9 protein-coding genes and 1 riboswitch are annotated in these 12418 nt (G+C 73.5%); of the genes, 8 read left to right on the top strand and 1 reads right to left on the bottom strand.

Going from position 1 to position 12418, the window contains the following annotated elements; all coding sequences use genetic code 11:
- Positions 1–82: 82 nt before the first annotated feature.
- Complete coding sequence (locus tag CCN29_RS12170; RefSeq protein WP_006132664.1) at positions 83–832, bottom strand: class II aldolase/adducin family protein; 750 nt, start codon at positions 830–832, stop codon at positions 83–85.
- 155 nt (positions 833–987) lie between these two features.
- On the opposite strand from CCN29_RS12170, the gene CCN29_RS12165 reads away from it, so the two are divergent.
- The 8 genes from CCN29_RS12165 to CCN29_RS12130 all read left to right on the top strand — a co-directional run.
- Positions 988–2259: an inorganic phosphate transporter gene (locus CCN29_RS12165; RefSeq protein WP_086681616.1), complete on the top strand. Its 1272-nt coding sequence runs from the start codon at positions 988–990 to the stop codon at positions 2257–2259.
- 28 nt (positions 2260–2287) lie between these two features.
- Positions 2288–2509 (top strand): hypothetical protein, encoded by a 222-nt coding sequence (locus tag CCN29_RS12160; protein ID WP_006132671.1) that lies wholly within the window; start codon positions 2288–2290, stop codon positions 2507–2509.
- Positions 2510–2702: 193 nt separating this feature from the next.
- Positions 2703–2822, top strand: a riboswitch (cobalamin riboswitch).
- A gap of 118 nt (positions 2823–2940) precedes the next feature.
- On the top strand, positions 2941–3882 hold the full coding sequence (locus tag CCN29_RS12155; protein WP_031019923.1) for a cobalamin biosynthesis protein: 942 nt from the start codon (positions 2941–2943) through the stop codon (positions 3880–3882).
- The gene (locus tag CCN29_RS12150; protein WP_086681613.1) at positions 3879–5390 is read left to right on the top strand and encodes a cobyric acid synthase; all 1512 of its coding nucleotides are present in this window, start codon (positions 3879–3881) and stop codon (positions 5388–5390) included. Before CCN29_RS12155 ends, CCN29_RS12150 begins: the two co-directional genes overlap by 4 nt.
- Positions 5387–9052 (top strand): cobaltochelatase subunit CobN, encoded by a 3666-nt coding sequence (gene cobN / locus CCN29_RS12145; RefSeq protein WP_031019919.1) that lies wholly within the window; start codon positions 5387–5389, stop codon positions 9050–9052. The genes CCN29_RS12150 and cobN overlap by 4 nt, the downstream gene beginning before the upstream one ends.
- Positions 9049–11052 (top strand): putative cobaltochelatase, encoded by a 2004-nt coding sequence (locus tag CCN29_RS12140; RefSeq protein WP_086681610.1) that lies wholly within the window; start codon positions 9049–9051, stop codon positions 11050–11052. The genes cobN and CCN29_RS12140 overlap by 4 nt, the downstream gene beginning before the upstream one ends.
- Complete coding sequence (gene cobO, locus CCN29_RS12135; RefSeq protein WP_006132678.1) at positions 11052–11660, top strand: cob(I)yrinic acid a,c-diamide adenosyltransferase; 609 nt, start codon at positions 11052–11054, stop codon at positions 11658–11660. Before CCN29_RS12140 ends, cobO begins: the two co-directional genes overlap by 1 nt.
- Positions 11654–12418, top strand: a 765-nt coding sequence (locus tag CCN29_RS12130) for a cobyrinic acid a,c-diamide synthase CobB (protein WP_086681607.1), incomplete at its 3' end; no start/stop codon positions are given. The genes cobO and CCN29_RS12130, both read left to right, overlap by 7 nt.

Raw genomic sequence — 12418 nt, 5'->3', positions numbered from 1 at the left:
CCGGGGGCTGCGCCCCCGGACCCCCCTTGTCCTCGAACGCCGGACGGGCTGGAAATGCCGGGCGCCAGTAGGGCCGGCGGGCTTACTGCCCGTAACCCCTCAGCCGCTCCCCCGCCTCCGTGAGCTGTTCGCGGGTGAGCAGGGTCGGGGTCAGGCCCGGGATCGAGGAGGCGGTGAGCCAGACCCGGCACATCCACTCCAGCTGGGCCGTGCGGTCGTACGCCTGGTCGAGGGTGGCGCCGTGGGTGAGGGTGCCGTGGTTGCGCATCAGGCAGCCGGTGCGTCCGTCGAGCGCGCGCAGGGTGTTCTCGGCCAGTTCCCGCGTGCCGTAGGCGGCGTAGCGGGCCACGCGGACGGGACCGCCGAGGGCGGCGGTCATGTAGTGGATCGCCGGCAGCTCGTCGACGAGGGTGGAGACGGCGGTGGCGTGCACGGCGTGGGTGTGGACGACGGCACGCGCATCGGTGGTGCGGTGGACGGCCAGGTGCAGGGGCAGCTCGCTGGTGGGGACCAGTGTGCCGATCACCTGCCGGCCGGTGAGGTCCACGCCCGTCACGTCGGCCGGGGTCAGCCGGTCGTAGGGGACGCCCGTGGGCGTCACGAGGACGGTGTCGCCGACCCGTACGGAGACGTTCCCGGAGGTGCCGACGACGAGGCCGTCGGCGACGGTGCGGCGGGCCGTCGCGACCAGCTCCTCCCAGGCGCGCGCCACCGCCTCGTCCACTCCCTCGTGCACCCCCTCCTCCACCCCCGCGGGGCCCTCACCGCGCGTGCCCGGGGCGCCACGCACGGCGCCCTCCGTTTCCTGTCCGGTCGTGTGTCGTTCGGCCATGTGGAGATCCTGCCAGGAGCCCTGGCGGCCTGGGCTGGACGGCGGAGCGCGCACCCCCTCTTACGGTCACCGCGATGCCCGTTCCAGTTCATCTTCCGTTCACCCTGGTTACCTACGTTCGACCAGCCAATGACCTCGAACGATTGCCTGGGTAAATGGAAAGCTTCTCGCTGATCCTCGCGATTGTGGTGGTAACCGCACTCGCGTTCGATTTCACGAACGGTTTCCACGACACCGCCAACGCGATGGCAACGACCATTTCGACCGGTGCACTCAAGCCCAAGGTCGCGGTGGCCATGTCCGCCGTGCTGAACCTTGTCGGCGCATTTCTCTCGGTGGAGGTCGCCAACACGATCTCCAAGGGCCTCGTCGACGAGGCCGGCATCCGTCCCGAGGTCATCTTCGCCGCCCTGGTCGGCGCGATCCTCTGGAATCTCCTCACCTGGCTGGTCGGGTTGCCGTCCAGCTCGTCGCACGCCCTCATGGGCGGTCTGATCGGCGCGACGGTCGCCTCCGCCGGCTTCGGCGCGGTGCACGGCGACGTGCTCGTCACCAAGGTCCTGCTCCCCGCGATCGCCGCCCCGCTGGTGGCCGGCATCGCCGCGATGCTCGCCACCCGGCTCACCTACCGCCTGGGCCGCGACGCCGACACCAAGGCCTCCGAGAAGGGTTACCGCGCCGGGCAGATCGCCTCGGCCGGCCTGGTCTCCCTGGCCCACGGCACCAACGACGCCCAGAAGACGATGGGCATCATCACCCTCGCCCTGGTCGCGGGCGGCGCCGTCGCCCCCGACTCCGACCCGCCCCTGTGGGTCATCCTCTCCGCGGGTATCGCCATCGCCCTCGGCACCTACCTGGGCGGCTGGCGCATCATCCGCACCATGGGCAAGGGCCTGACCGACCTCCAGCCGCAGCAGGGCTTCGCCGCCCAGACCAGCGCCGCGACGGTCATCCTGGCCTCCTCCCACCTGGGCTTCTCCCTCTCCACGACGCACTCCGTGTCCGGTTCCGTCATGGGCGCCGGCCTCGGCCGCAAGGGCGGCGTGGTCCGCTGGTCCACGGCCACCCGGATGTTCGTCGCCTGGGGCCTGACCCTGCCGGCCGCCGCCCTGGTCGCGGCCCTCGCCGAGTGGGTGTGCGGCTTCGGGAGCTGGGGCACGGCCGTGGTGGCCGTCTTCCTGGTCGCCTCCAGCGCGGCCATCTGGAAGATCTCCCGGCGCGAGGTCGTCGACCACACCAACGTCAACGAGCACGACACCCCCGGCGCCTCCGAGGAGCCCGCCGGTGTGGTCACCCAGGCGATCGCCGCCGTGACCCCGCCGCCGGCCGGCCCCACCGCCGAGGAGCTCTCCGCCACCATCCCCGCCCCGGTCGGCGCCGACCCGCAGGCCCCGCAGGCCCCGTCGGCCGCCTCGACGACCGTCTGACCGCGACCGGCACGAAGGAAGAAGCAGCATGAAGATCGACTGGGCGGCCCTCGGCTCCGTGTTCGGCGTCAGCCTCGTGGTCACCGTGGCCCTGGTGGCCCTGTTCACCCTCGGCATCTCCGGTCTGTCCCGCCGCGAGCGGGCGACCGCCGAGGGCCGGTCCGCGGGCCTCGCGGTCACCGGCGCCTACGCCTGCTTCGCCGCGTGCGCGGCGGCCGTGGGCTACGGCATCTACCTGATCATGGCCTGACGACCGGGCCGCGCGCGTGAGCGGGCGGGACAGGAGCAGCGGCTCCCGTCCCGCCCTTCGCCGTGTCCGCACCCCCGCCGACCGGTCACGCCGTGCACGGCCGTCACCCTCGTGAGCCCCTCTGTGGGCCTCGGCACACTTCAGCCCCGCAGGTCAACGGCAAGTTGACGGCCGTTCCAGGGGCATGGTGGACTGCCTCCGCCATTACGGCGGCAGGAGAGGAAGCCGGTGCGAATCCGGCGCGGTCCCGCCACTGTCACCGGGGTCATTCGCCCCGGGAGCCAGGAACTCTCGCCGCCGGTCTCGTCGAACCAGGGCGCGGACACCCTGAGTGAGGACATATCGCCATGCGCGGCAGCCTGCCGAGGTCGACCAGCGACACACCGCCCCCGTTCGGGGCCGTTCCCTCCGGATCCGTCACCGGCTGACCCATGGGTGCCGATCGCGTGTTCGCGTACGGCGCCGCCGCCGGCCTCCTCGGCGACCTGCTGCTCGGCGATCCCCGCCGTGGGCACCCGGTCGCCGCCTTCGGGCGGGCCGCGGCTGCCGTGGAGCGGGTGCTGTGGCGTGACGACCGGGGCCGCGGTGCCGTGCACACCGCCGTGTGCGTCGGCGGGACCGTCGCGCTGGGTGCTCTCGCCGCACGCCTCGTACGCTCCTCCCCCGCCGCCTCCGTAGCCCTGACCGGCGTCGCCACCTGGGCCGTCGTCGGCGGGACCTCGCTGGCCCGGGAGGCGCGTGCCGTCGGGCGGGCGCTGGAGGCCGGGGACGTCGAGGCCGCCCGGGAGCGGTTGCCGCACCTGTGCGGGCGTGACCCGCAGGCCCTGGACGCCGACGGGATCGCCCGTGCCGTGGTGGAGTCCGTCGCCGAGAACACCTCCGACGCCGTGGTGGGCGCGCTGGTGTGGGGCGCGGTCGCCGGGGTGCCGGGCCTGGTGGGTTTCCGGGCCGTCAACACCCTGGACGCGATGGTGGGTCACAAGTCGCCCCGTTACCGCCGCTACGGCTGGGCGTCCGCCCGCCTCGACGACGTCGCCGGCTGGCCGGGGGCACGCCTGACGGCCGCCCTCGCCGCGCTGGCCGGGCCCGACCCGCGCGGTGCCGTACGGGCGTGGCGCGCGGACGCGGCGAAGCACCCGAGCCCCAACGCCGGCCCCGTCGAGGCGTCCTTCGCGGGCGCGCTCGGCGTGCGGCTCGGCGGGACCCTCTCCTACGGCGGCCGGGTCGAGCACCGGCCCGTCCTCAACGGCGGCGGACGCCCCGTCGCCGTCTCCGACATCGACCGGGCGGTGCGCCTGTCACGGCGCGTCGGCTGGCTGGCGCTGGCGGCCGGTGTGGCCGCGCGGCGCGTGCTGAAGGGACGTGTGCGGTGAGCGGTGGCGGACTGCTGGTCGCCGGGACCACCTCGGACGCCGGCAAGAGCGTGGTGACCGCCGGGATCTGCCGGTGGCTGGTGCGCCAGGGCGTGAAGGTCGCGCCGTTCAAGGCGCAGAACATGTCGCTGAACTCGTTCGTGACGCGGGAGGGCGCCGAGATCGGCCGGGCGCAGGCCATGCAGGCCCAGGCGTGCCGCGTGGAGCCGACCGCGCTGATGAACCCGGTGCTGCTGAAGCCGGGCGGCGAGCGGTCCAGCCAGGTGGTGCTGATGGGCCGCCCGGTCGGTGAGATGAGCGCCCGCGGCTACCACGGCGGCCGGCAGGAACAACTGCTCGGCACGGTCCTCGACTGTCTGGAGCGGTTGCGGGGCACGTATGACGCGGTGATCTGCGAGGGGGCCGGCAGCCCGGCCGAGATCAATCTGCGGCGCACCGACATCGTGAACATGGGCATCGCGCGCAACGCGGGCCTGCCGGTCCTCGTCGTCGGCGACATCGACCGGGGCGGCGTCTTCGCGTCCTTCTTCGGCACCGTCGCGCTGCTCTCGCCCGAGGACCAGAAGCTCGTCGCCGGGTTCCTGGTGAACAAGTTCCGGGGCGACGTGTCGCTCCTGGGACCGGGCCTGGAGATGCTGCACGGCCTGACCGGGCGGCGGACTTACGGCGTGCTGCCCTTCCGGCACGGGCTCGGCATCGACGAGGAGGACGGACTCCGGGTGTCCCTGCGGGGCACCGTGCGGGAGTCCCAGGTCGCCGCGCCGGTCGGCGAGGACGTGCTGCGGGTCGCGGTGTGCGCGGTGCCGCTGATGTCCAACTTCACCGACGTGGACGCGCTCGCCGCCGAACCGGGCGTCGTGGTGCGGTTCGTGGACCGTCCCGAGGAACTGGCCGACGCCGACCTCGTGGTGGTGCCGGGTACGCGCGGGACCGTACGGGCGCTGGAGTGGCTGCGGGAGCGCGGGCTGGCGGACGCGCTGCGGCGGCGGGCGGCCGAGGGGCGGCCCGTGCTGGGGATCTGCGGCGGTTTCCAGGTGCTCGGCGAGCACATCGAGGACGACGTGGAGAGCCGCCGTGGTCAGGTCGACGGGCTCGGCGTGCTGCCCGTACGGGTGCGGTTCGCCCGCGAGAAGACCCTCACCCGGCCCGTCGGCGAGGCCCTCGGGGAGACCGTCGAGGGGTACGAGATCCATCACGGGGTCGCCGAAGTCCTCGGAGGCGAAGCCTTTTTGGACGGGTGCCGGGTCGGACAGGCCTGGGGCACCCACTGGCACGGCTCCCTGGAGTCGGACGCCTTCCGGCGGGCCTTCCTGCGCGAGGTGGCGCGGGCCGCGGGCCGCCGCTTCGTGCCGGCCCCCGACACCTCCTTCGCCGCGCTGCGCGAGGAGCAGCTCGACCGGCTCGGCGACCTGATCGAACAGCACGCGGACACGGACGCGCTGTGGCGGCTCATCGAGTCCGGCGCGCCGACAGGACTGCCCTTCATCCCACCGGGAGCGCCCGCATGAGCACAGTGTTGTTGTTGTCGACCGCCGACACGGACCTGCTGGCGGCCCGTGCCTCCGGCGCCGGCTACCGCATCGGCAACCCCACCCGCGTCGACGTCGCGGAGGAACTGCCCGCACTGCTCGACGGGGCGGACCTCGCCGTCGTACGGCTGCTGGGCGGCAAGCGCGCCTGGGAGGACGGTCTCGCCGCGCTGAAGGCGTCCGGGGTGCCCACGGTGCTGCTCGGCGGGGAGAGCGTGCCGGACGCGGAGCTGATGGCCGAGTCGAGCGTCCCGGCGGGCGTGGTCGCCGAGGCGCTGCGGTACCTCGTCGAGGGCGGCCCGGAGAACCTCGCGGAGCTGGCGCGGTTCCTGTCGGACACCGTGCTGCTGACCGGCGAGGGCTTCGAGGAGCCGCGCAGGATGCCGGAGTTCGGCGTGCACGGCTCCCGGGACCTCGTGGACGGCCGCCCGACGGTCGGCGTGCTGTTCTACCGCGCCCACGAACTGAGCGGCAACACCGCCTTCGTGGACACCCTGTGCGACGCGATCGAGGCGCGCGGCGCCAACGCGCTGCCCGTGTACTGCGGTTCGCTGCGCGGCGCGGACCCGAAGCTGTACGAGCTGCTGGGGCGGGCCGACGCGCTGGTCGCCACCGTGCTGGCGGCCGGCGGCAGTCACGCCTCGCAGGCGTCGGCGGGCGGCGAGGAGGAGGCCTGGGACGTCGGCGCGCTCGCCGAGCTGAACGTGCCGGTGCTGCAGGGGCTGTGCCTCACGACCTCGCGGGCGGCCTGGGAGGAGTCCGACGCGGCCCTCTCCCCCATGGACGCGGCGATGCAGGTCGCGATCCCGGAGTTCGACGGCCGGCTGATCACCGTCCCGTTCTCCTTCAAGGAGCAGGGCCCCGACGAGGTGCCGGTGTACGTCGCCGACCCGGAGCGGGCGGCGCGCGTCGCCGGGATCGCCGTACGGCACGCGGCGCTGCGGCACAAGCCGAACGCGGAGAAGAAGCTCGCGCTGGTCTTCACCGCGTACCCGACGAAGCACTCGCGCGTCGGCAACGCGGTGGGGCTGGACACGCCCGCCTCGGCGGTACGCGTGCTGGACGCGCTGCGGGACGCCGGGTACGTGGTCGAGGGACACCCGGCCGAGGGGGACGAGCTGATCCACCGGCTGATCTCCGCGGGCGGGCACGACGTGGAGTGGCTGACGGAGGAGCAGCTGGCCGCCGCGCCCGCGCGGGTGCCACTGGCCGACTACCGGGCCTGGTTCGAGAAGCTCGACCCGGAGCTCAAGGAGGCGATGACGGAGGCGTGGGGTGAGCCGCCGGGCTCGCTGTACGTCGACGGGGACGACATCGTGCTCGCCTCCCTCCAGTTCGGGAACGTCGTCGTGATGATCCAGCCGCCGCGCGGCTTCGGCGAGAACCCCATCGCGATCTACCACGACCCCGACATGCCGCCCTCGCACCACTACCTGGCCGCCTACCGCTGGCTGGAGAACAGTTTCGGCGCGGACGCGGTCGTGCACATGGGCAAGCACGGCACGATGGAGTGGCTGCCCGGCAAGGGCCTCGGCCTGAGCGCCGGCTGCGCGCCGGACGCGGTGCTGGGCGACCTGCCGCTGGTCTACCCGTTCATCGTCAACGACCCCGGCGAGGGCACCCAGGCCAAGCGGCGCGGCCACGCCACGGTCGTCGACCACCTGGTGCCGCCGATGGCCCGCGCGGACACCTACGGCGACCTGGCCAAGCTGGAGCAGCTGCTCGACGAGTACGCGCTGGTCAGCGACCTGGACCCGGCGAAGGCGCCGGCCGTGCGGGCGCAGATCTGGACGCTGGTGAAGGCCGCCGAACTCCACCACGACCTGCACGTGGACGACCAGCCGGACGACGACGCATTCGACGAGTTCGTCATGCACATCGACGGCTATCTGTGCGAGATCAAGGACGTGCAGATCCGCGACGGACTGCACATCCTCGGCGGCGGCCCGGTCGGTGAACCGCGCGTGAACCTGGTGCTGGCGGTGCTGCGCGCCTCGCAGGTGTGGGGCGGGCAGGCGAACGCGCTGCCGGGGCTCAGGGCGGCGCTGGCCGAGCACTTCGGCCTGGTGGAGAAGGAGCTGCTGGCCGAGCCGGGGGCGCCGGTGAAGGCGCCGGTGGAGCTGACGGACCTGGTCGAGGGCCCGTCCCGTACGGCAGCCGACGCGATCGACCTGCTGGAGCAGCTGTGCCGGCGGCTCGCGGAAGGCATGGAGGAGCGGGACTGGGACACGACGGCCGTCCCGGCGCTCGTGCGCGAGGTGCTGGGCACCGGACTCCCGGACGCGGTGGCGGTGTTGGAGTTCGCGTGCGAGGAGGTCGTACCGCGCCTGGCCCGGACCACGGACGAGATCGGGCACATCCTGCGCGCGCTGGACGGCGGATACGTCCCGGCGGGACCGTCGGGCTCGCCCACGCGCGGACTGGTCAACGTGCTGCCGACCGGCCGGAACTTCTACTCGGTCGACCCCAAGGCGATTCCGTCCCGCTTGAGTTGGGAGGTCGGGCAGTCGCTCGCCGACTCGCTGGTGCAGCGGTACCTGGCGGACACGGGTGCGTACCCGAGGTCCGTCGGCCTGACCGTGTGGGGCACGTCGGCGATGCGGACGCAGGGTGACGACATCGCCGAGATCCTGGCGCTGCTCGGCTGCCGGCCGGTGTGGGACGACGCGTCGCGCCGGGTGACCGGGTTCGAGGTGGTCGGCCTGGAGGAGCTGGGCCGGCCGCGCATCGACGTCACGGTCCGCATCTCCGGCTTCTTCCGGGACGCGTTCCCGCACGTGGTGGGGCTGATCGACGACGCGGTACGGGCGGTGGCGGAGCTGGACGAGCCGGCCGAGTCCAACTACGTACGGGCGCACGTGGAGGAGGACGCGGCGGCCCACGGCGACCGGCGGCGGGCCACGGCCCGCATCTTCGGCTCCAAACCGGGGGCGTACGGGGCGGGGCTGCTGCCGCTGATCGACGCGCGGAACTGGCGCTCGGACGCGGACCTCGCCGAGGTGTACGCGGTGTGGGGCGGCTACGCCTACGGGCGCGGGCTCGACGGGCGTGCGGCGCGCGGCGACATGGAGACGGCGTTCCGGCGGATCGCGGTGGCGGCGAAGAACGTCGACACGCGCGAGCACGATCTCGTCGACGCGGACGACTACTTCCAGTACCACGGCGGCATGGTCGCCATGGTGCGGCATCTGACGGGCGCCAGCCCCGAGGCGTACGTGGGTGACTCGGCGACACCGGACCAGGTGAGGACGCGGACGCTGGGCGAGGAGACGCACCGGGTCTTCCGGGCGCGGGTGGTCAACCCGCGCTGGATGGCGGCGATGCGGCGCCACGGCTACAAGGGCGCCTTCGAGATGGCGGCGACCGTGGACTATCTCTTCGGGTACGACGCCACGGCCGGGGTCGTGGACGACTGGATGTACGAGAAGCTCAGCGCGGAGTACGTGTTCGATCCGGAGAACCGCGACTTCATGAAGAAGTCCAACCCCTGGGCGCTGCGCGGCATCACGGAACGCCTGCTGGAGGCGGCGGACCGAGGGCTGTGGGACCAGCCGGACGCCGACACCCTCGAGCGGCTGCGCGCCACCTACCTGGAACTCGAGGGCGACCTCGAAGGCGACTCGGAGGGCGACGACCAGTGACCACCCCCTTTCCTTTCACAGCCGTTGTCGGTCAGGACGACCTGCGGCTCGCGCTGCTGCTGAACGCGGTGTCGCCGTCCGTCGGCGGTGTGCTGGTGCGCGGCGAGAAGGGCACCGCCAAGTCGACCGCGGTGCGTGCGCTGACCTCGCTGCTGCCGGAGGTCGCGGTGGTGCCGGGTTGCCGGTTCTCCTGCGACCCCCTCTCGCCCGACCAGGCGTGCCCGGACGGGCCGCACGAGGGCGGGGGCGGCGGAGCTTCGCGGCCCGCGCGCATGGTGGAGCTGCCCGTCGGCGCCTCCGAGGACCGGCTGGTCGGCGCCCTCGACATCGAGCGGGCGCTGGCGGAGGGCGTGAAGGCGTTCGAGCCGGGGCTGCTGGCCGCCGCGCACCGGGGCATTCTGTACGTCGACGAGGTCAATCTGCTCCATGACCACCTGGTCGACCTGCTGCTGGACGCGGCGGCGATGGGCGCCTCGTACGTCGAGCGCGAGGGCGTGTCGGTGCGGCACGCGGCGCGGTTCCTGCTGGTCGGCACCATGAACCCTGAAGAGGGCGAGTTGCGACCGCAGTTGCTGGACCGCTTCGGCCTGACCGTCGAGGTGGCCGCGTCCCGGGAGCCGGACGAGCGCGTCGAGGTCGTACGGCGGCGGCTCGCCTACGACGACGACCCCGCCGCCTTCGCCGCGCGGTGGGCCGACGAGGAGGCCGCCGTACGGCAGCGGATCGTCGCGGCGCGGGAGTTGCTGCCGTCGGTGCGGCTCGGGGACGGGGCGCTGCGGCAGATCGCGGCGACCTGCGCCGCGTTCGAGGTGGACGGCATGCGGGCCGACATCGTGATGGCGCGCACCGCGACCGCGCTGGCCGCCTGGGCCGGGCGGACGGACGTGCTCGCCGAGGACGTACGGCAGGCCGCGCTGCTCGCGCTGCCGCACCGGCGGCGGCGCAATCCGTTCGACGCGCCGGGGCTGGACGAGGACAAGCTGGACGAGACGCTGGAGGAGTTCTCCGACTCCTCCGGGGACGACGACCCCGACCCGGACGGGGACGGCGGCGGCCCCGGTGGCCCCGGTGGCGGTGGGCAGCCGGAGCCGGACGAGGGGCCGGCGGGAGACGGGGCCGGCGCGCGGCCCGAGGAAGGTGAGGGCGCGCCCGCGCCCGGTGGCGGCGGGGAGCAGTCCCCCGTGCGGGCCGCGGAGCCCTTCCGCACCAAGGTGCTGAGCGTCCCCGGTATCGGTGAGGGCGCCGCCGGGCGGCGGTCGCGGGCGCGGACCGAGCACGGGCGGACCACCGGGGCGCACCGGCCCCGGGGCACCCTGACCAAGCTGCATCTGGCGGCGACCGTGCAGGCGGCGGCTCCGCATCAGCGGGCGCGCGGGCGCTCGGGGCGTGGGCTGGTCGTGCGGCGGGACGATCTGCGGCAGGCGGCCCGGGAGGGCCGTGAGGGCAACCTGGTGCTGTTCGTCGTGGACGCCTCCGGGTCCATGGCCGCGCGGCAGCGGATGAGTGCCGTGAAGGGCGCCGTGCTGTCGCTGCTGCTGGACGCCTACCAGCGGCGGGACAAGGTGGGGCTGGTGACCTTCCGGGGGTCGGCGGCCGATGTGGCGCTGCCGCCCACCTCGTCGGTGGACGCGGCGGCGGCGCGGCTGGAGTCGCTGCCGACCGGCGGGCGGACCCCGCTGGCGGCGGGGCTGCTCAAGGCGCACGACGTGCTGCGGGTGGAGCGGCTGCGGGACCCCGCGCGGCGGGCGCTGGTGGTCGTGGTGACGGACGGACGGGCGACCGGTGGTCCGGAGCCGGTGGCGCTGGCGTCGCGTGCGGCGCGGCTGTTCGCTGCCGAGGGCGTCGCGTCGGTGGTCGTGGACTGCGAGTCGGGGCCGGTGCGGCTGGGGCTCGCCGGGCGGTTGGCCGGTGAGCTGGGCGGCAGTGCCGTGACGCTGGACGAGTTGCGGGCCGACTCGATCGCCGGGTTGGTGAAGGACGAGCAGAGGAGGGCCGCGTAGTGCCGAAGGGACAGCCGAGTGTCGTACCCGATGACGGGCTGACGACGCGACAGCGGCGTAACCGTCCGCTGGTCGTCGTGCACACGGGCATCGGCAAGGGAAAGTCGACGGCCGCGTTCGGGCTCGCCCTGCGGGCCTGGAACCAGGGATGGCCGATCGGGGTGTTCCAGTTCGTCAAGTCGGCGAAGTGGAAGGTCGGCGAGGAGAACGCCCTGCGGGTGCTGGGTGCCTCCGGTGAGGGCGGGACCGTCGACTGGCACAAGATGGGCGAGGGCTGGTCCTGGGTCCAGCGCGAACTGCAGGGGGACAACCTCAGCAACGAGGAGAAGGCCCGCGAGGGCTGGGAGCAGGTCAAGCGCGACCTCGCCGCCGAGACGTACAAGCTGTACGTGCTCGACGAGTTCGCCTACCCGATGCACTGGGGGTGGGTGGACACCGACGAGGTCGTGTCCGTGCTGCGGGAGCGGCCGGGGACGCAGCACGTGGTGATCACGGGGCGGAACGCGCCGGAGAAGCTGGTCGGGTTCGCCGATCTCGTGACCGACATGTCCAAGGTGAAGCACCCCATGGATGCCGGGCAGAAGGGTCAGAGGGGCATCGAGTGGTGAGTTCCGTCCCACGGCTGGTGATCGCCGCGCCCTCGTCGGGGAGCGGCAAGACCACCGTCGCCACGGGGTTGATGGCCGCGCTGTCCGCGCGGGGGTTCGCCGTGTCTCCGCACAAGGTGGGGCCCGACTACATCGATCCCGGGTACCACGCGCTGGCCACCGGGCGGGTGGGGCGGAACCTCGACGCGTATCTGTGCGGGGCCGAGCTGGTGGCCCCGTTGTTCGCGCACGGCGCGCGGGGGTGTGACATCGCCGTCGTCGAGGGCGTGATGGGGCTGTTCGACGGGGCCGCCGGGGAGGGGGAGCTGGCGTCGACCGCGCAGGTCGCGAAGTTGCTGCGGGCGCCGGTGGTGCTGGTGGTCGACGCGTCGGCGCAGGCTCGGTCGGTGGCGGCGTTGGTGCACGGGTTCGTGAGCTGGGACCCGGAGGTGCGGGTCGGGGGCGTGATCCTGAACAAGGTGGCCTCGGACCGGCACGAGGGTTTGTTGCGGGAGGCGTTGGACTCCGTCGGGGTGCCGGTGATGGGGGTTCTGCGGCGGGCCGCTCAGGTGGAGACGCCGTCTCGGCATCTGGGGCTGGTGCCGGTGGCCGAGCGGGGGGCTGTGGCTGTCGAGGCTGTTTCCGCGATGGCCGCGCAGGTGGCCGGCGGGTGTGATCTGTCGGCGTTGGTCGCGCTTGCTCGGAGTGCGGGGGCGTTGCACGGTGCGGGGTGGGATGCGGGTGAGGCTTTGGTTTCCTCGCCCCCGCAGCCCCTGCCC

The sequence above is a fragment of the Streptomyces pseudogriseolus genome (assembly GCA_002154585.1).
Lineage (GTDB): Bacteria > Actinomycetota > Actinomycetes > Streptomycetales > Streptomycetaceae > Streptomyces > Streptomyces pseudogriseolus.
Note: the sequence above shows the minus strand (reverse complement) of the source record. Positions and strands in the feature narration are given on the sequence as shown.